Here is a 17,229-nt window from a genome sequence, read left to right on the forward strand (position 1 = left end):
GGGATGGACTTGCGGTCATACCCAGGTATGACGGACCTGGGTCCCGCATCGTCCTCGCATGTGCAGGGTCAGGATCGTCGACGTGGGAGGGACGAGGGCCCCGCAACCGTCAGGATCGTCGACCCGTGGCGCGGGGGTGGGGGGCTCACGCGTGCGGCGCGACGAGTCCCGTCTCGTAGGCGATCACGACGGCCTGCACACGGTCTCGAGCGCCGAGCTTCGCGAGTACCCGCCCCACGTGGGTCTTCACCGTGGGCTCCGCGAGGAACAGCTCGGCGCAGATCTCCTGATTGCTGAGTCCGCGCGCCATGAGGGTGAGCACCTCGCGCTCGCGGTCGGTGAGGTCGGCCAGGCGCGAGTCGTCGGTGGGCTCGGGCAGCGCGGCGACGCGGTCGAGCAGGCGGCGCGTGGAGGACGGTGCGATCACCGCGTCGCCCGCGTGGACGGTGCGGATCGAGCTGAGCAGGTCCTCGGGAGGCGCATCCTTGAGGAGGAACCCGGAGGCCCCCGCGCGGATCGCGGACAGCACGTACTCGTCGAGGTCGAACGTCGTGAGGATGACGACCTTGGCGTCCGAGGCCGCGGTCAGCGCCTCGCATGCCGCGATGCCGTCCATCCCTGGCATGCGGACGTCCATGAGGACCACGTCGGCGGGCGGGCTGAGCGCGAGCAGGGAGCTGACGGCAGACGCGCCGTCCCCGGCCTCGGCGACGACCTCCATGTCGGGCTGCGAGTCCACGACCATGCGGAAGCCCGCACGGATGAGCTGCTGGTCGTCGACGAGCGCGACTCGGATGGTCATGGGGAGAGTATGCCCGGTCACCCCAGCCCTGCCTCTCCCCACCCTGCAGCCCTGAATTCCTCTCCGTGTGGCTGCAGGTCTGCTTGCGGTCCCTGCATGCCTCTCCGTGCGGTTCGGCCAACGAGGACTTGCCGAAGCGGTCTCATGGGTGGCTGCAGCCGTCTCCATGGGCACACCACGCTCTGAGGAACGCAGGACTTGTGAGGGCTGGGTGGACAACACGCAGAGGAATGCGGGAGTCCCCGGAGCCGTCGTGGAGCCTTGGGGAGGAATGTGCGGTGACGGGGTCGGTGAGGGATCGGGACTGTGGATAGCGGGACGATGCACGCGAGGGCTGCATACGGTCGAATGACGTTGACCGAGGCGAACGCGCGGACGTACGCTTTTCTGTACAAGGAGGCCGAGATGAAGACCATGTCGTATTCGCAGTCGCGGGAGAACTACGCGCGCGTGCTGGACTCGGTCGTGGACGATCGCGAGGAGGTTGTCATCACGCGCGCCGGCCACGAGCCCGTCGTGATCGTCTCCCTCGAGGAGTACGAGTCCCTCAAGGAGACCGCCTACCTCCTGCAGAACCCCGCGAACGCGCGGCGCCTGCTCGCGTCGATCGAGCGACTCGAGGCCGGCGGCGGAACGGAGCAGGACCTGGTCGAGGCGTGAGGCTCGTCTGGGACGAGTCGGCGTGGGACGACTACCTCCACTGGCAGCAGGCCGACCGTAGGGTTCTCAAGCGCATCAACCTGCTGGTACGAGACATCCTTCGAGGGGTCGACGAGGGCGATCCGAACGCCGGTCTTGGCAAGCCGGAGCTGTTGAAGCACGGCCTGAGCGGCTACTCGTCGCGAAGGATCACGGCTGAGCATCGGCTCGTCTACAAGGTGGTCGGGGACGAGCTGCGGATCGCCGCCTGCCGCTTCCACTACGAGTAGCGCAGAGGGCTTACCCCTCCTCGGGGTGCGGCTTTCCAGGCGTGACCGGGGGCAGCGCCGACCACGGGAAGGTGATCCACTTGTCGGTGCGCTTCCACACGTAGTCGGGGTCGATCACGGAGCGCGGCTTCGCGTACAGCACCACGGTGCGCACCTCGGCGGCGTGCGCTTCCATGAGCTTCTTCACGAGCGCGAGCGTCTCGCCGGTGTCCGCGACGTCGTCCGCGACGAGCACCTTGAGGCCCTTCATCGCGTCGGTGTCGAGCAGCGGGGGCAGCAGGACGGGCTCGGGCAGGCGCTCGTCGATGCCCGTGTAGAACTCGACGTTGAGCGTGCCGACGCCCTTGGTGCCGAGCGCGTACGAGATCGCGCCTCCGACGGGCAGCCCGCCGCGCGCGACCGCGACCACCGCGTCCGGCTGATAGCCGTCGTCGACGACCATCTGCGCCAGCTCGCGCGACGCGTCGCCGTAGCCCTGCCAGGTGAGCACCTCGCGCTCGTCGATCATGCGTCGTCTCCCGGGGTAGGGCCGGCTGTGGTCGCCGGCGATGACGTGAGGCTACCCTCCCGCGGTCCCAGAGGCAGACGCGCGCGGACCAGGAAGCCACCCCCGGCCTTGGGCCCGGCCGACAGCGACCCGCCGAACGCGCTCGCCCGCTCGGTCATCCCCGCGATCCCGGAGCCGTTGCCATCGCCCCTCGCCGCGGCGCCGCGGCCGTCGTCCGACACCGTGACGGTGAGCCCGTCGTCCTCCCATCGCAGCTGGACGAACGCCTTGGGGGACGGTCCCGCGTGCTTGAGGACGTTGGTGAGGGCCTCCTGGACGATGCGGTACACGGCCAGTCCCGCGCCGATCGGCACTGGGCGCGGGGTCCCGGTCGTGACGTAGCTGACGTCGAGGCCGCCCTCGCGCGTCGAGGCGACGAGCGCGGGGACGTCCGCGAGGGACGGCTGCGGGCCCATCTGGGTTTCGGTATCGCCCTCGCGCAGCACGCCGAGCAGGGCGCGCATCTCGGTCAGGGCGGCGCGGCTCACGTCCGCGATGGTGTCGAGGCTCCTGAGCGCCGCGTCCGGATCGGTCCGCCCCGCGAAGCGCCCGCCGTCGGCCTGCGCGACCACGACCGACAGCGTGTGGGCGACGACGTCGTGCATCTCGCGTGCGATGCGTGCGCGCTCGGTCGAGGCGGCGAGCTCCTGCGCGGCGGCGGCCTCGCGCTCGCGGGCCTCCTCGAGCTCCTCGCGCCGACGCACCTCGGTCCGCAGTCGGAGCCACAGTCGCGCCGAGAGCACGAGGGTGCCCGCGGCGACCACCCACGCGAGCCAGAGCATGAGGCCACCCTAGGCCCGCGCCTCGCGCCCGCCGAGGGCGTCGCGCGACATTTCCGGGCACCGGGTGCAGAAAGATTCGACGTGAGTTCTTATAGAACCACCGGTTCGTGACGAAGGATGAGGCATGGGAGACGACGCGCAGGGCAACGACGCCCTCCTCGCCGCACTGGCGGGCGCCCTTGAGGACGATGCATCGTGGAGCCCTGGCATCGAGACGGACGCGCCGCTCGCGGCGCTTCCAGGAAGGCATCCGGGCGAGGCGCTCGAGACCCGCACCCACCCTGTCGCGGGCGTGCGGGCGCTCATCTCGGACTGCGGTACCTCACGACTCGACGGCCACACCCATGTGCTGCTGATCTCCGAGCAGGCGCCCGCCGCGCTCGGCTCGCGTTTCGAGGCACTCGGCCCGGCGATCGCTGAGCGGGTCGGCTCCGATGGCTTCACGTGGGAGGCAGACGTCCACCTCCACGTCACTGCGCCCGGTCGGGTGTGGGAGGACGTGCTGCGCACCGCGCGCGACGCTGTGGCCGCGCTCGCCGCCCCGGAGGCAGAGGCGGGCTGACCTCCGGTCCCCGGGGCTGGTGAGATGGGGCGTTCCTCACGAGGGCGGAAGGGTGGGCCCGCGCGCAGGTACGCTTATTCGGTAATCCATCGCCGGACACACTCCCGTGAGGACTTTCTCCCATGACCGAGACCACCACCCCTGCCGCGCCCGCGCACGTGCCCGACACCGTCGAGAACGCCGCGGCGACGCCGGACGAGGCGATGCCCTGGGCCGAGCTCGGGCTCAAGGCCGACGAGTACGACCGCATCGTCTCGCTGCTCGACCGTCGTCCCACCGCGGCCGAGCTCGCGATGTACTCCGTCATGTGGTCGGAGCACTGCTCGTACAAGTCCTCGAAGGTGCACCTCAAGCAGTTCGGTGAGAAGACCACCGAGGACATGAAGAAGCACCTCATGGTCGGCATCGGCGAGAACGCCGGCGTGGTCGACATCGGCGACGGCTGGGCCGTGACGTTCAAGGTCGAGTCCCACAACCACCCGTCCTACGTCGAGCCCTACCAGGGCGCCGCGACCGGCGTCGGCGGCATCGTCCGCGACATCCTCGCGATGGGCGCGCGCCCCGTGGCCGTCATGGACGAGCTCCGCTTCGGCGAGATCGATCACCCCGACACCGCGCGCGTGGTCCACGGCGTCGTCTCCGGCGTCGGCGGCTACGGCAACTCGCTCGGCCTGCCCAACGTGGGCGGCGGCGTGGTCTTCGACTCGTGCTTCCAGGGCAACCCCCTGGTCAACGCCCTGTGCGTCGGCATCATGAAGCACGAGGACATCCACCTCGCCTCGGCCGAGGGCGTGGGCAACAAGGTCGTCCTGTTCGGCGCCCGCACGGGTGGCGACGGTATCGGCGGCGCCTCGATCCTCGCGTCGGAGACCTTCGAGGACGGCGTCCCCGCCAAGCGCCCGTCGGTGCAGGTCGGCGACCCGTTCATGGAGAAGGTGCTCATCGAGTGCTGCCTCGAGCTGTTCGCGGCCGACGTCGTGACCGGCATCCAGGACCTCGGCGCGGCGGGCATCTCGTGCGCCACCTCGGAGCTCGCGTCCAACGGCTCGGGCGGCATGCACGTGTGGCTCGACGACGTCCTGCTGCGCGATCCCACCCTGAACGCCGGCGAGATCCTCATGTCGGAGTCGCAGGAGCGCATGATGGCGGTCGTCTCGCCCGAGAAGCTCGACGAGTTCCTGGCCATCACCGGCAAGTGGGACATCGAGACCGCGGTGGTCGGCGAGGTCAACGACTCCGGTCGCCTCACGATCGACCACCACGGCCAGCGCATCGTCGATGTCGACCCCCGCACCGTCGCGCACGAGGGCCCCACGTACCACCGCCCGTTCGCGCGCCCCGAGTGGATGGACGGTCTCCAGGCCGACCACGCCCCGTCGCTCCCCGAGGACCCCGACGAGCTGCGCGCCGCCGCCGTCGAGCTGCTCGCGTCGCCGAACCTCGCGGATCGCTCGTGGGTCACGAGCCAGTACGACCGCTACGTGCAGGGCAACACCGCGATGGCGCGCCCCGACACGGTCGGCGTGATCCGCGTGGACGAGGCCACGGGCCGCGGCGTCGCGATCGCCACGCGCTCGAACGACCGCTACACGAAGCTCGACCCGTACAACGGCGCGGGCCAGTCGCTCGCCGCCGCGTACCGCGCGGTCGCGATCGCCGGCGCGACCCCGGTCGCGATCACCGATGGCCTCAACTTCGGCTCGCCCGAGGACCCCGACTCGATGTGGCAGTTCGCCGAGGCCATCCGTGGCCTCGCCGACGCGTGCCAGACCATGGAGGTCCCCGTCACGGGCGGCAACGTCTCGCTCTACAACGGTACGGGCGAGCCCGGGAAGATCGACTCGTCGATCAACCCCACGGCGATCGTCGGCGTGCTCGGCGTCTTCGACGACGTCACGCGCGCGACCCCCTCGGGCTGGCGCGAGGGTGGCCAGGTGCTCTACCTGCTCGGCACCACGAAGGACGAGCTCGACGGCTCGCAGTTCGCGTCCCTCCAGGGCCACCTTGGCGGCCTCCCGCCGGTCGTCGACTACGCGCACGAGAAGACGCTCGCCGAGGTCATGGTGGCCGCGTCGCGCGACGGCCTGATCGACGCCGCGCGTGAGGTGGGCGAGGGTGGCCTCGTGGCCGCCGCCGCGCTCGGTGCGCTGCGCTACGGGGTGGGCGCCCGCATCGTCGTGGACGAGGTCTGCAAGCGCGACGGCGTCACCGCCGCGCAGGCGCTGCTGTCCGAGTCCCAGGGCCGTGTGCTCGTGTCGGTGCCGCGCACCGAGGAGCCCCGCTGGACCGCGATGCTCGAGGCCCGCGGCGTCCCCGCGCTGCGCGTCGGCGTGACCTACGACCGCGAGTCGCGCTCCGAGGCCGCGCTCGAGTTCCAGGGCCTGTTCGCGCTGCCGCTGTCCGAGATCGAGGACGCCTGGAAGGCCACGCTGCCCGAGCGCTTCGCCTGATGGCCGCCCGCCGGCGCATCCCGGTCGGGGCCGGCCGCGCCGCCGTGGAGGCGTGGCGTGCGGATGCCGATGTCGACCGGGCCACGTTGGCGATGGCCGTGCGCTACGCGCTCGAGGAGCTCGGCGCGCGTGCGCCCGGCCGCTCGGTCGAGGTGCGCGTGCCGCCGTTCGGTGCGGTCCAGTGCATCGAGGGGTCCACGCACACGCGCGGCACCCCGCCCGCGGTGATCGAGACCGACGCCGCGACGTGGCTCGCGCTCGCGACCGGGTCCCAGTCCTGGGACGATGCGGTCGCCTCGGGCGTGCTGCAGGCCTCGGGCGAGCGCGCGGACCTGAGCGCCCTGCTGCCGCTCGCCTGACACCCCCCAGGGGCGCGGTCGGCGAGAAATCCGTGACCACCGCATGGTCCCTGGTTCCGAGGGCTCCGTGTGCCAGGATGGTGCCGCGCGGCCGGGGGTGGCCGCCGGGAGGGGAGACGATGCTGCGTCGCCTGGGAACGCTCGCCGTCACCGTCGCGCTGCTGGCCGGGTGCTCCTACGCCTCGGTCGAGGTGAGCGCGTCCGCGAGCACCGACTCGGCCCCCGCATCGTCCTCGTCGCCCGGTGCCGCCTCGGGCACCGCGGCCGCCGAGGCCTCAGGGTCGGCTGAGGTCGCGGGCGGCACCGTGACCGAGACGGGTGACATCACGGTCATTGCCACGGATGCGTCCGGGGGCGAGGCCACTGTGCGCGTCTCTCGCGGCGGTCATGCGGGCTGGGACGGTTCGGCCGCGATCCTGACCGAGACGGTGAATGTCGGCATGACGGGAGACGTCACGAGGCTGACCTTCGTGGTCGATGCCTCGGAGCTCGGTGTGCCGATCGAGGACGTCGGCATCTTCGTCGAGAGCTTCTCGAACGAGACTCTCGACCTCCTCGAGCTCGATCGTGATCCGGTCGCGCAGACCGTCACGGGAGTGTTCAACGTCAGCGAGAGCGACATGCCTTCCGTGACCGCAGCCGTGGTCGACTTCCCCGGGTGGCAGGCGCTCTTCGACTGACAGCGGGCAGGCGCCGCGCCCCGTCGCTGTGCCACGATGGTGCCGCGCGGCCGGGGGTGGCCGCCGGGAGGGGAGACGATGCTGCGTCGCCTGGGAACGCTCGCCGTCGCCGTCGCGCTGCTGACCGGGTGCAGCTACGCCTCGGTCGAGGTGAGCGCGTCCCCGAGCACCGACTCGGCCACCGCATCGTCCGTGTCGCCCGAGGAAACCGCTTCGTCGACCCCAGATCCCGAGGCGACGGCCGCCGGGACCCAGGATGGTGGCATGAGCAACGACGCCGTGACTGCCGCATCGTCCTTCTACGACGCCCCCAACCAGGTCGACACCGCGCTTCAGCGCGCGCGGGACGAGGGGCGCGACGCGGACGCGGCGCTCATCGAGCGCATCGCGTCGCAGCCGATCGCGGTATGGCTCAATGGCGGGGACGACGCGATCGCCGAGGCCGCGGCCGTGTCCCAGGCGGCGACCACGGCGGGTGAGATCGCGCTCTTCGTCGTCTACAACATCCCCGGGCGCGACTGCGGCCTGTACAGCGCGGGTGGCGCGGAGGAGGACGAGTACCTGGACTGGGTGCGCCGCGTGGCCGCGAGCCTCGCCGAGGGCGGTACCACCTGGATCATCCTCGAGCCCGACGGGCTCGCGAGCCTCGGCGACTGCGACGGCCAGGGCGACCGCGTCGCCTTCCTCGCGAGCGCCGCCACGATCCTGGACGATGCGGGGGCCTCGGTGTTCCTGGACGTCGGGCACTCGGGCTGGCAGTCGGCCGACGAGATCGCGAGCCGGATCCAGCAGGTCGGCACGGGGAGCTTGGCGGGCTTCGCGACGAACACCTCGAACTACAACACCACGGCCGACGAGCGGGCATGGGGCGACCAGGTCGCCGCGCAGGTGGGGCTGCCGTTCGTGGTCGACACCTCGCGCAACGGCAACGGGTCGACGGGCGAGTGGTGCAACCCGCGCGGGCGTGCGCTCGGCGAGAACCCTCGGCTGACGGGCACGACTGAGGGGATGATCGCCACGGTGTGGGCCAAGGTGCCCGGCGAGTCCGACGGGACGTGCAACGGCGGGCCCGCGGCCGGCGCGTGGTGGGACGAGATCGCGCTCGAGCTCGCGACCAACGCGGGCTGATCTCTGCACGATCGCCCCGAAGCGCCTGCTAGAGAACCGGTTTCTCGCGAATCTCTCCATCCATGCAAATCACGCGGACGTAACGATTTCACAATTGAAACCATTCAATTGTTGCTGGCTTCGGGTGTCGCCCCTAACTTGAATGTAAGCGTTTGCGCCAATGGGGGCGGGACCAGTGTCTCCCTTGGCGTGGGCGTGCGTACCGTCCGTGGAAGGGGTGACGGTGCGTGGCTCTACTCAATGAAGAGGAGACAACGTGTCCATCAAGCGACGCAATTACGTCCCGATCGCCGCGCTGGCGATCGCGGGCCTTGCCCTCACAGCCTGTAGCTCAGGCGGGGACAGTGACAGTTCTGCTTCCGACTCAGGTTCGACGGCGGCCGAGGACACCGAGGTGATGGAGGGCTGCGAGGAGTACGCAGACTTCGGCACCTTCGACGGCGCGACCGTCGACCTCGAGGGCACCATCGTCGGCATCGAGGCCGAGCAGATGCAGGAGACCTTCGAGAAGTTCAACGAGTGCACCGGCATCGATGTGGTGTACACCGGCAACGACCAGTTCGAGACGACGATCCTCGTGGACGTCGAGGGTGGCAACCCGCCCGACCTCGGCATCGTCCCGCAGCCCGGCCTCGTCGCCACGCTCGTCGGCACCGGCAACGTGGTCGCGGCCCCGCAGGCCGTGTCGGACAACGTCGACGAGTTCTGGTCCGAGGACTGGAAGGCCTACGGCACCGTCGGTCAGACCTTCTACGGCGCGCCGCTCATGGCATCGGTCAAGGGCTACATCTGGTACTCGCCGAGCGAGTTCGAGGAGAACGGCTACGAGATCCCGACCACGTGGGACGAGCTCATGGAGCTCACCGCCACGATGGCCGAGAACGGTGGCTCCGGTCCTGACTACAAGCCGTGGTGCATCGGCTTCGAGTCCGGTGTCGCCACCGGTTGGCCCGGCACCGACTGGATCGAGGACATCGTGCTCCGCGAGTCCGGCGCCGACGCCTACGACCAGTGGACCACCGGCGACCTGGACTTCGCGTCCGACGAGATCAAGTCGGCCTTCGAGAAGTTCGGAGAGGTCGCGCTCAACGGCGACTACGTGAACGGTGGCCACGGCGGCGTGTCGTCGATCGCGACGACCTCCTTCCAGGAGGGCGGCCTGCCGATCATGGAGGGCTCGTGCTCGCTGCACCACCAGGCGTCGTTCTACGAGGCCCAGTGGCCCGAGGACTACCCCGACGCTGTCGTCGCTCCCGACGGCGACGTGTGGGCGTTCATGACCCCGCCGATCAACGAGGGCGACCCCGCGGCCGTCACCGGTGGTGGCGAGTTCGTGCTCGCGTTCAGCGACGCGCCTGAGGTCCAGGCGGTCCAGGACTTCATGTCGACCGACACGTGGGCCAACATCCGCGTGGGCCTAGGCGGCGTGATCTCCGCGAACAAGGGCCTCGACGCCTCGCTCGCCTCGTCCGAGCTCGGACAGCAGTCGATCGAGATCCTCCAGGGTGAGGACACCGTGTTCCGCTTCGACGGTTCCGATGTCATGCCCTCGGCGGTCGGCGCCTCGGCCTTCTGGGTCGAGATCACCGAGTACGTCAACGGCAAGGACCTCGACACGGTTCTCGCGGACATCGATGCGGCCTGGCCGTAAGCCGACGGCATAGCGATCCGCCGGGTCCCGCCTTCGGGCGGGGCCCGGCTGGTCGCGTCACATGACAGTCGTGCAGAGGTAGAGGAGGAGATCGATGTCCGTGATCAGCGGATTGGGGCCCGGCCTACCGCAGGCCGGGCTCGGCGGGGACTTCTGGTCCACGCAGGCAAGCAACATCACCCTCGCGGTGATCGCGATCGTCGCGTTCATCGCGGTCGTGGGAATCATCATGTTCGGCGCCGACATGGTGCGAGGCAGGCTCAGGGACAAGGTCCAGCTCGTGGTGCTCATCACCCCGGTGCTGGCTCTGCTGCTGATCGGCCTGATCTATCCGGCGCTCGACACCGTCCGGCTGTCGTTCACGGAGCTCGTCAAGGTGCCCGACGAGGTCACCGGCATCAACACGGTGACCAACGTGTTCGTCGGGCTCGACAACTACATCTTCGCGTTCACCGACGACACGATGTTCAGGACGATTATCAACACCGTGGTGTGGATGATCCTGGTGCCGCTGCTGTCGACCGGGATCGGCCTCGCCTACGCGGTCTTCATCGACCGCGCCAAGGGCGAGAAGGTCCTGAAGTCGCTCGTGTTCATGCCGATGGCGATCTCGTTCGTCGGCGCCTCGGTCATCTGGGGCTCGATCATGTACTCGTACAGGGAGACGGGCAACCAGACCGGAATCCTGAACGCGACGCTCGAGCTGTTCGGACTCGAGCCCATCAGCTTCCTCACGGTCCAACCGTGGAACACGCTCTTCCTGATCATCATCCTCGTGTGGATCCAGACGGGATTCGCGATGGTCATCATCTCGGCGGCGATCAAGGGCGTGCCCCCGGAGATGAATGAGGCGGCCTCGCTCGACGGCGCCAACGCGTGGCAGCGCTTCTGGTCGATCACGATCCCGTCGATCCGCGGCACGCTCGTGGTCGTCGTGACGACCATCACGATCGCGACCCTGAAGGTCTACGACATCGTCCGCACCCTGACCCAGGGCCGCAACTCGACCGACGTCGTGGCGAACAAGATGTTCGTCCTGTCCTTCGTGGAGCAGCGGCAGGAACTCGGTGCCGCGCTCGCGGTGATCCTGTTCCTGTTCGTGATCCCGATCGTCATCTACAACGTCCGGTCGCTCAACAAGGTGAAGGAGACCCGCTGATGGCTACTCCAGCTCCCGCGATCCCCGACGAGACCAAGGAGTCCCGTCCGAAGACCAAGGCCGCGAAGGCCAAGGAGAATCTCACCTCCCCGTGGGCGACCGCTGCGGCGATCATCATCGCCGCGCTGTGGACCATCCCGACCATCGGTCTGTTCATGACCTCGCTCGTGCCGGGCGACCGCTACCGCACCTCGGCATGGTGGGAGGTCATCTTCGACGGTGAGCTCACGTTCGAGAACTACGGCATCGTGCTGTTCGACTCGTTCGGCGACAACACCACCGCCGACCCGCTCCTCGGGAACCTCATCAACTCGCTGGTCGTCACCGTGCCGTCGGTCGTGTTCCCGCTCGTGATCGGCATGATGGCGGCCTACGCGATCGCCTGGATCCCGTTCAAGGGGTCGAACTTCATCTTCGTGACGATCTTCGCCCTCCAGGTCGTGCCTCTCCAGCTTGCGCTGATCCCGCTGCTGCGACTGCTCGGCCCCAACAACCTGGACGTCGCGGGTGAGTTCCCCGGCGTCTGGATAGCCCACACGATCTTCGCGATGCCACTCGCGGTGTTTCTGCTCCACAACTTCGTGGCGCAGATCCCGAGCGACATCATCGAGGCGGCGAGGGTCGACGGCGCGAGCCACACCCAGATCTTCTTCCGGGTGATCATCCCGCTGTCGCTTCCTGCGATCGCGTCCTTGGCGATCTTCCAGTTCCTGTGGGTGTGGAACGACCTGCTGGTGTCGTCGGTCTTCGGAAGCACGGCGACCTATCCGCTGACGTACCCGATCTCGACGTTGGCGGGCAACTACGGCACGACCGCCTACCTGGTGCCTCCCGCGGCGTTCATCTCGATGGTGATCCCGCTGATCGTGTTCTTCTCGCTGCAGCGCTACTTCGTGCGTGGCCTGCTCGCGGGATCCACGAAGGGCTGAGGGGGTCAGCCGGTGGGCCCGGACGAGCGACGCTCGTTCCGGGCCCACCGGACACCGCCTAGACTTGCCATGTGAGCGACGCCCCCCGCCCTGAGGACGTCACCGCTGAGGACGCCGACCAGGTCGCGGCCTCCGGGGACGCCCCTGACGCTGTTGACCAGACAGGCACGACCGCGCCAGTCGACGAGACCGCGCAGCCGGACGCCGTCGAACCCGCGGCCGAGCCGGCCGCGGAGACCGCGGCTGTTGGCGACCAGCCGAGCGCAGAGGAGCAGCCCGAGCCGACTCCCGAGGAGCTCGCCGACGCCGTCCCCGCCGTCGTCCGTCACGCGCCGCGCTTCAGCCGCATCCTGCTGACCGGCGCGGGCACCCCCGCTGCCATCGGCTTCCTGCTGGGCTCGCTGCTTCCGAACGCCGTCGTCACCGGCCGCCTGATCGCGGGCCTGCTCGTCGGCCTGGGTTTCGGCGTGATCGGCGGCGTCATCACCGGCGTCTACGTCGTCACCGCGGACCAGCGCGCATCCAAGCGCGCGGACGCGGAGAAGGCCGAGCTGCTCGCGCAGCAGGCGCCCGCCGAGCCCGCCGAAGGCGAGACCTTCACCCAGGTCACCCCGTCCGACGCATCGTCCGACACCACTCAGGCCTCCGAGGCCGACACCACCGACCAGGAGGAGACTCGATGAGGCGCGGAGGCGACGGCCTGCTCAACCACGACGTCATGCCCGGAGAGAAGGGCCCGCAGGACGCGTGCGGCGTCTTCGGTGTGTACGCACCGAACGAGGAGGTTGCCAAGCTCTCCTACTTCGGCCTCTACGCGCTCCAGCACCGCGGCCAGGAGTCGGCCGGCATCGCGACCTCCGACGGCGAGAAGATCCTGGTGTTCAAGGACATGGGGCTCGTCTCGCAGGTCTTCGACGAGGCCGCCCTCGAGGCCCTGACCGGCCACATCGCGGTCGGCCACGCGCGCTACTCGACGACCGGTGCGTCCACGTGGGCCAATGCTCAGCCGACGCTCGGTCCGACCGCCAATGGCACCGTCGCCCTCGGCCACAACGGCAACCTGACCAACACGCAGGAGCTGATCGACCTCCTGATCGAGCGTGAGGGCTACCCGAAGCGACTCGACCTCAAGGGCGGCAAGTGCACCGACACCGCGATCGTCACCGCGCTGCTCGGCGGCGAGGGCGACTCGCTCGCGGAGGTCGCGATCGAGTTGCTCCCGCACCTGCAGGGCGCGTACTCGTTCGTGTTCATGGACGAGACGACGCTGTACGCCGCGCGTGACCCCCAGGGCGTGCGCCCCCTGGTCCTCGGCGAGATGCCGAGCGGCGGCTGGGTCGTGGCCTCCGAGACCGCGGCGCTCGACATCGTGGGCGCGGTGTTCGTGCGCGAGGTCGAGCCGGGAGAGTTCCTCACGATCAACGCCGACGGCGTGCACTCGCAGATGTTCGCCGAGCCCGAGCCCAAGGGCTGCATCTTCGAGTACGTGTACCTCGCCCGTCCCGACACCACGATCGCTGGCCGCTCCGTGCAGGCCTCGCGCCTCGAGATGGGACGCGAGCTCGCGCGCGAGCACCCCGTCGAGGCGGACCTCGTCATCCCGACCCCCGAGTCCGGCACCCCGGCCGCGGTCGGCTACGCGCAGGCCTCCGGCATCCCGTTCGGCCAGGGGCTCGTGAAGAACTCCTACGTGGGCCGCACCTTCATCCAGCCGTCGCAGACGCTGCGCCAGCTGGGCATCCGGCTCAAGCTCAACCCGCTGCGCGAGGTCATCGAGGGCAAGCGCCTCGTGGTCGTCGACGACTCGATCGTGCGCGGTAACACCCAGCGCGCGATCGTGGCGATGCTGCGCGACGCGGGCGCCGCCGAGGTGCACGTGCGCATCTCCTCGCCGCCCGTCCAATGGCCGTGCTTCTACGGCATCGACTTCCCGACCCGCACCGAGCTCGCCGCGGTCGGCCACACCGTCGACGAGATCCGCGACCAGCTGGGCGCCGACTCGCTCGGCTACATCTCGCTCGACGGGATGGTGAAGGCGACCAAGCAGGCCGAGTCCCGCCTGTGCACCGCATGCTTCACCGGCGAGTACCCGATCGCGCCGCCCGTGAACGCACGTCACCTGCTGCTCGAGCAGCGCGAGGAGGTCGCAGGATGAGCGAGCCGATCACGTACGCCGGAGCCGGCGTCGACACCGAGGCGGGCGACAAGGCCGTCGAGCTGATGAAGTCCGCGGTCGCGCGCACGCACGGCCCCGAGGTGCTCGGCGGGATCGGAGCCTTCGCGGGCCTCTTCGACGCCTCCGCGCTCAAGGACTACGACCGCCCGCTGCTGGCCTCGTCCACCGACGGCGTCGGCACCAAGATCGTCATCGCGCGGCAGATGCACGTGCACGACACGATCGGCAAGGACCTCGTCGCGATGGTCGTCGACGACATCGTCGTGTGCGGCGCCAAGCCGCTCGTCATGACCGACTACATCGCGTGCGGCAAGGTCGTGCCCGAGCGGATCGTCGACATCGTCCGCGGCATCGCCGAGGGCTGCGAGCTCGCGGGCACCGCGCTTGTCGGCGGCGAGACCGCCGAGCACCCCGGCGTCATGGACCCCGACGACTACGACGTGGCCGGCGCCGCGATCGGCGTCGTCGAGGCTGACAAGCTCCTCGGTCCCGAGCGCGTGGCCGGCGGCGACGTCGTGGTGGCCATGGCATCGTCCGGGCTGCATTCGAACGGCTACTCGCTCGTGCGCCGCGTCGCGGCGCACGCGGGCTGGGAGCTCGACACGCACGTCGACGACCTCGGCCGCACCGTCGGTGCCGAGCTGCTCGAGCCCACGCGCATCTACGCGAAGCTGTGCGTGGAGATGGCCGCGCAGTTCGCGGGCCTTCACGCGCTGTCGCACGTCACCGGCGGCGGGCTCGCCGCGAACGTCGCCCGCATCATCCCGGCGGGCCTCGCCGCGTCCGTCGCGCGCGACTCGTGGGGCCTTCCCCCGGTGTTCTCGCTCATCCAGGCCGCCGGCGCAGTGCCGTGGAATGACCTCGAGTCGACGCTCAACATGGGCGTCGGCATGGTCGCGATCGTGTCTGCCGAGGACGCCGACGGCCTCATCGCCGCGTCCAACGCCGCGGGAGTGCCCGCGTGGGTGCTCGGCGAGGTCCAGGCCGACGACGGTCGCATCGCCTCTCCCGACACCATCCGCGGTGCCAAGGGCGTGACGGGCGGCGCGGTGAACCTCAGCGGCGCGTACCGCGTGGGCTGAGGTGGCTCTCATCGCCCGCGCAGGCACTGCCCTTCCCCCGAAGTGACTGAAGATCGGCCCTCTCGGGAGCCGTCCCAGGGGGTTTGCATCGCCGAGTGCTTGTCCCTCAGTCACTTCGGTTGCCTCATGCCGTGAGGATGTGCGTCAGAGGACGGGCCTCAGGGCGGCGTGTGAGACCTCTGCGATGATCAGCTCCATCCGAAGCATGACGTCTTCGTAGGTGTACCGCAGCACTGTGCGGTTGCCTAGCTGTGTCACTCGATCCCGACGGCGGTCCTCGACGAAGGCCCTTCGATCCGAGTGATACGCCATGCCATCGAGCTCTACGATGACGCGACCTTCGACGAGCAGGTCGACTCGACCGACGCCCGTCACATGCACTTGCGAGGCCGTACGGAGGCCCGCGGCTCTGAGCGCGAGCCGAGTGAGAGTCTCCAATGGAGACTCAGCGTGCCCGTCCAGGTCCCGCAGCAAGGCACGATGGCGAGCGCGGCTCGTCAAGGTGAAAGCCTCGATCTCGGTCAGGCGGACGAGCCCCTTGTTGAGTGCCGCATCGGTGGCCACCACGTGTGCCGTGGGCGGGAGGCAGTGCGACGCGAGGTCCAACGCGGTGGCGAGCGATCCCTGTCCTTGCGGTGCCTCGGCGTAGTGAAGCTTGACCCCGGCCCCGGGGCGCGAGTGCCGGCCGCCGGTGCTGCGTGCCGGACGGGCGAGCAGGTGATGGCGTGAGACGGGCTCCATGACGGGTAGCCCGAGTCGCGTGAGCAGGGTGACACATGTGGGCGTTGCCCCGAGCCGAGTCGCCTCCACCTCGACCGGATCGGCGTACGGGTCGGAGTAGATGCCCCGCGCTGGCCGACTCAGCGACCCGCGCTCGACCGCGGCCTGGAGGGACTCGCGTGAGACCCCTGCGTCCAGCAGCTGCGCTCGCCGTGCTACCCCGCCGAGCAGTCGCACCGCTTCGACTGGATCCGTGCGTGAAGATCGCATGACGAATGGTCTGTGCGGTCACGCGTGACACGAGCCAAAGTGACTGAGAACCGAGCTTCCTCGTGGGTGAACCGCGACGTGCCGGTACGAATCGGACGGCTGATCAGTCACTTTGGCGGGCGCTCCGAACGGTGGCCGCACGACGCGCGCTGCGGGTGAAAGGGGTGCTACGGGGGAGGCTGTGACGCGCGGGTGAACTCACCGCGCGACGAAAGAACCCGGGGCGAGCCCCGGGTTCGAGAAGACCGAGGAGGTCAGTCCTCGTCGTCCGCCCAGCGGTCGACATACTCGTCGTCGTCGGAGTCGTCGGCCTCGGTCACGACCGGCTTGGAGCCGCCCATGCCCTGGCTGCCGGACATGAGCTCGCGCTCGAGGTCTCGCAGATCAGAGCTGTGGTTCGTGTACTTCAGCTGACGCGCGATCTTCGCGTCCTTAGCCTTCTGACGGCCGCGCCCCATGTCGCCGTCCCTTCCAACGGTTCGGGCGCGCGTCCTCCGCGGGCCCTGCGTGTCGAGTTCCCCCATACTTTACAACGCCTGTTCACCTCGTCGCGACTGCCTATCTGTGCTATATCCGGTGAATTTTCATCTTTCGCGTCATGATTGTCCTGTTGGGCCCTCTCAAAGGGTGTTCAAGACCTGAACCCCCCCAAACTGGGTCCCGACAAGACTGAGGGAATGGACATGATGGCTGACACGATTCAGGAGCCGGAGAAGCTGCTCACCCCGAGTGAGGTGGCCGCGATCTTCCGCGTAGACCCCAAGACCGTGACGCGTTGGGCGAAGGTGGGCAAGCTGTCCTCCATCCGCACGCTGGGCGGACACCGCCGATTCCGCGAGGCTGAGGTGCAGGCCCTGCTCACGCAGGCCCGCGAGCAGCAGTAGTCGCACGGGGGACTGCCGGAGCGGGGCGCGACAGCGCCCCGAACGGCTCGAGCCGCAGCGATGCGGTGCGCTTCGCCCGGTGCGAGGCGTGCCCTCACGGTGCTGGATCCGCATGACGG

Annotated in this window: 19 protein-coding genes and 1 pseudogene; 14 read left to right on the plus strand and 6 right to left on the minus strand. The window is 69.4% G+C overall.

Annotated elements, in window-relative coordinates:
• Positions 1 to 145: 145 nt before the first annotated feature.
• Positions 146 to 802, minus strand: coding sequence for a response regulator transcription factor (locus B7K23_RS05195; protein ID WP_084125309.1), 657 nt, complete (start codon positions 800 to 802; stop codon positions 146 to 148).
• A 405-nt stretch (positions 803 to 1,207) separates the two neighbouring features.
• Here B7K23_RS05195 and B7K23_RS05200 point away from each other — a divergent pair, with 405 nt between their 5' ends.
• Both B7K23_RS05200 and B7K23_RS05205 read left to right on the plus strand, forming a co-directional pair.
• Positions 1,208 to 1,462 carry a type II toxin-antitoxin system Phd/YefM family antitoxin gene (locus B7K23_RS05200; RefSeq protein ID WP_084126176.1) on the plus strand — a complete coding sequence of 85 codons (255 nt, stop codon included), beginning with the start codon at positions 1,208 to 1,210 and terminating at the stop codon, positions 1,460 to 1,462.
• Positions 1,459 to 1,731: a Txe/YoeB family addiction module toxin gene (locus B7K23_RS05205; RefSeq protein ID WP_084125310.1), complete on the plus strand. Its 273-nt coding sequence runs from the start codon at positions 1,459 to 1,461 to the stop codon at positions 1,729 to 1,731. Before B7K23_RS05200 ends, B7K23_RS05205 begins: the two co-directional genes overlap by 4 nt.
• Before the next feature lie 10 nt (positions 1,732 to 1,741).
• Here the strand turns inward: B7K23_RS05205 and B7K23_RS05210 are convergent, their stop codons facing one another.
• Positions 1,742 to 2,239 (minus strand): phosphoribosyltransferase, encoded by a 498-nt coding sequence (locus B7K23_RS05210; protein WP_084125311.1) that lies wholly within the window; start codon positions 2,237 to 2,239, stop codon positions 1,742 to 1,744.
• Positions 2,236 to 3,060: a sensor histidine kinase gene (locus B7K23_RS05215; protein WP_084125312.1), complete on the minus strand. Its 825-nt coding sequence runs from the start codon at positions 3,058 to 3,060 to the stop codon at positions 2,236 to 2,238. Before B7K23_RS05215 ends, B7K23_RS05210 begins: the two co-directional genes overlap by 4 nt.
• A gap of 124 nt (positions 3,061 to 3,184) precedes the next feature.
• Between B7K23_RS05215 and B7K23_RS05220 the strand changes: the two genes are divergently transcribed.
• From B7K23_RS05220 to purM, 11 genes are all read left to right on the plus strand, one after another.
• Positions 3,185 to 3,622: a hypothetical protein gene (locus tag B7K23_RS05220; protein ID WP_084125313.1), complete on the plus strand. Its 438-nt coding sequence runs from the start codon at positions 3,185 to 3,187 to the stop codon at positions 3,620 to 3,622.
• Between the two features lie 122 nt (positions 3,623 to 3,744).
• Positions 3,745 to 6,072, plus strand: coding sequence for a phosphoribosylformylglycinamidine synthase subunit PurL (gene purL, locus B7K23_RS05225; protein WP_084125314.1), 2,328 nt, complete (start codon positions 3,745 to 3,747; stop codon positions 6,070 to 6,072).
• Complete coding sequence (locus B7K23_RS05230) at positions 6,072 to 6,431, plus strand: sterol carrier family protein (protein WP_084125315.1); 360 nt, start codon at positions 6,072 to 6,074, stop codon at positions 6,429 to 6,431. Before purL ends, B7K23_RS05230 begins: the two co-directional genes overlap by 1 nt.
• Before the next feature lie 119 nt (positions 6,432 to 6,550).
• Entirely contained in the window at positions 6,551 to 7,111 is a 561-nt protein-coding gene (locus tag B7K23_RS05235; RefSeq protein WP_084125316.1) for a hypothetical protein, read from the plus strand.
• Between the two features lie 78 nt (positions 7,112 to 7,189).
• Positions 7,190 to 8,239 carry a glycoside hydrolase family 6 protein gene (locus tag B7K23_RS05240; RefSeq protein WP_143338101.1) on the plus strand — a complete coding sequence of 350 codons (1,050 nt, stop codon included), beginning with the start codon at positions 7,190 to 7,192 and terminating at the stop codon, positions 8,237 to 8,239.
• 256 nt (positions 8,240 to 8,495) lie between these two features.
• Positions 8,496 to 9,890, plus strand: a complete 1,395-nt coding sequence (locus B7K23_RS05245) for an ABC transporter substrate-binding protein (RefSeq protein WP_084125318.1) — start codon at positions 8,496 to 8,498, stop codon at positions 9,888 to 9,890.
• Between the two features lie 94 nt (positions 9,891 to 9,984).
• A complete protein-coding gene (locus B7K23_RS05250; protein ID WP_084125319.1) occupies positions 9,985 to 11,049 on the plus strand; it encodes a carbohydrate ABC transporter permease in 1,065 nt (354 codons plus the stop codon).
• Positions 11,049 to 11,978 (plus strand): carbohydrate ABC transporter permease, encoded by a 930-nt coding sequence (locus tag B7K23_RS05255; RefSeq protein ID WP_084125320.1) that lies wholly within the window; start codon positions 11,049 to 11,051, stop codon positions 11,976 to 11,978. The genes B7K23_RS05250 and B7K23_RS05255 overlap by 1 nt, the downstream gene beginning before the upstream one ends.
• Before the next feature lie 71 nt (positions 11,979 to 12,049).
• Positions 12,050 to 12,661, plus strand: a complete 612-nt coding sequence (locus tag B7K23_RS05260) for a hypothetical protein (protein ID WP_084125321.1) — start codon at positions 12,050 to 12,052, stop codon at positions 12,659 to 12,661.
• On the plus strand, positions 12,658 to 14,133 hold the full coding sequence (purF, locus tag B7K23_RS05265; protein ID WP_084125322.1) for an amidophosphoribosyltransferase: 1,476 nt from the start codon (positions 12,658 to 12,660) through the stop codon (positions 14,131 to 14,133). The genes B7K23_RS05260 and purF overlap by 4 nt, the downstream gene beginning before the upstream one ends.
• Positions 14,130 to 15,236 (plus strand): phosphoribosylformylglycinamidine cyclo-ligase, encoded by a 1,107-nt coding sequence (purM, locus tag B7K23_RS05270; RefSeq protein WP_084125323.1) that lies wholly within the window; start codon positions 14,130 to 14,132, stop codon positions 15,234 to 15,236. Before purF ends, purM begins: the two co-directional genes overlap by 4 nt.
• A 144-nt stretch (positions 15,237 to 15,380) precedes the next feature.
• Here purM and B7K23_RS05275 read toward each other — a convergent pair whose 3' ends face one another.
• The 3 genes and pseudogenes from B7K23_RS05275 to B7K23_RS05280 all read right to left on the minus strand — a co-directional run bounded on the left by B7K23_RS05275 (position 15,381) and on the right by B7K23_RS05280 (position 16,684).
• Positions 15,381 to 15,977, minus strand: a complete 597-nt coding sequence (locus B7K23_RS05275; RefSeq protein WP_234996426.1) for an endonuclease domain-containing protein — start codon at positions 15,975 to 15,977, stop codon at positions 15,381 to 15,383.
• Between the two features lie 108 nt (positions 15,978 to 16,085).
• Positions 16,086 to 16,226: pseudogene (locus tag B7K23_RS16120) on the minus strand (hypothetical protein); the annotation flags it as partial.
• 254 nt (positions 16,227 to 16,480) lie between these two features.
• Positions 16,481 to 16,684: a DUF3073 family protein gene (locus B7K23_RS05280; RefSeq protein WP_084125325.1), complete on the minus strand. Its 204-nt coding sequence runs from the start codon at positions 16,682 to 16,684 to the stop codon at positions 16,481 to 16,483.
• A 228-nt stretch (positions 16,685 to 16,912) separates the two neighbouring features.
• On the opposite strand from B7K23_RS05280, the gene B7K23_RS05285 reads away from it, so the two are divergent.
• Positions 16,913 to 17,110 (plus strand): BldC family transcriptional regulator, encoded by a 198-nt coding sequence (locus B7K23_RS05285; protein ID WP_062205707.1) that lies wholly within the window; start codon positions 16,913 to 16,915, stop codon positions 17,108 to 17,110.
• The last annotated feature ends 119 nt before the right edge of the window (positions 17,111 to 17,229 follow it).

The sequence above is a fragment of the Demequina sp. NBRC 110054 genome (assembly GCF_002090115.1).
GTDB lineage: Bacteria > Actinomycetota > Actinomycetes > Actinomycetales > Demequinaceae > Demequina.

Excerpts from the sequence above, each read along its gene's own strand:
- B7K23_RS05275 (WP_234996426.1), bottom strand. The coding sequence starts at position 15,977 with ATGGAGCCCGTCTCACGCCATCACCTGCTCGCCCGTCCGGCACGCAGC.
- B7K23_RS05255 (WP_084125320.1), top strand. The coding sequence starts at position 11,049 with ATGGCTACTCCAGCTCCCGCGATCCCCGACGAGACCAAGGAGTCCCGT.
- B7K23_RS05220 (WP_084125313.1), top strand. The coding sequence starts at position 3,185 with ATGGGAGACGACGCGCAGGGCAACGACGCCCTCCTCGCCGCACTGGCG.
- purL (WP_084125314.1), top strand. The coding sequence starts at position 3,745 with ATGACCGAGACCACCACCCCTGCCGCGCCCGCGCACGTGCCCGACACC.
- B7K23_RS05240 (WP_143338101.1), top strand. The coding sequence starts at position 7,190 with ATGCTGCGTCGCCTGGGAACGCTCGCCGTCGCCGTCGCGCTGCTGACC.
- B7K23_RS05195 (WP_084125309.1), bottom strand. The coding sequence starts at position 802 with ATGACCATCCGAGTCGCGCTCGTCGACGACCAGCAGCTCATCCGTGCG.
- B7K23_RS05285 (WP_062205707.1), top strand. The coding sequence starts at position 16,913 with ATGGCTGACACGATTCAGGAGCCGGAGAAGCTGCTCACCCCGAGTGAG.
- purF (WP_084125322.1), top strand. The coding sequence starts at position 12,658 with ATGAGGCGCGGAGGCGACGGCCTGCTCAACCACGACGTCATGCCCGGA.
- B7K23_RS05235 (WP_084125316.1), top strand. The coding sequence starts at position 6,551 with ATGCTGCGTCGCCTGGGAACGCTCGCCGTCACCGTCGCGCTGCTGGCC.
- B7K23_RS05280 (WP_084125325.1), bottom strand. The coding sequence starts at position 16,684 with ATGGGGCGCGGCCGTCAGAAGGCTAAGGACGCGAAGATCGCGCGTCAG.
- B7K23_RS05250 (WP_084125319.1), top strand. The coding sequence starts at position 9,985 with ATGTCCGTGATCAGCGGATTGGGGCCCGGCCTACCGCAGGCCGGGCTC.
- B7K23_RS05230 (WP_084125315.1), top strand. The coding sequence starts at position 6,072 with ATGGCCGCCCGCCGGCGCATCCCGGTCGGGGCCGGCCGCGCCGCCGTG.
- B7K23_RS05210 (WP_084125311.1), bottom strand. The coding sequence starts at position 2,239 with ATGATCGACGAGCGCGAGGTGCTCACCTGGCAGGGCTACGGCGACGCG.
- B7K23_RS05200 (WP_084126176.1), top strand. The coding sequence starts at position 1,208 with ATGAAGACCATGTCGTATTCGCAGTCGCGGGAGAACTACGCGCGCGTG.
- purM (WP_084125323.1), top strand. The coding sequence starts at position 14,130 with ATGAGCGAGCCGATCACGTACGCCGGAGCCGGCGTCGACACCGAGGCG.
- B7K23_RS05215 (WP_084125312.1), bottom strand. The coding sequence starts at position 3,060 with ATGCTCTGGCTCGCGTGGGTGGTCGCCGCGGGCACCCTCGTGCTCTCG.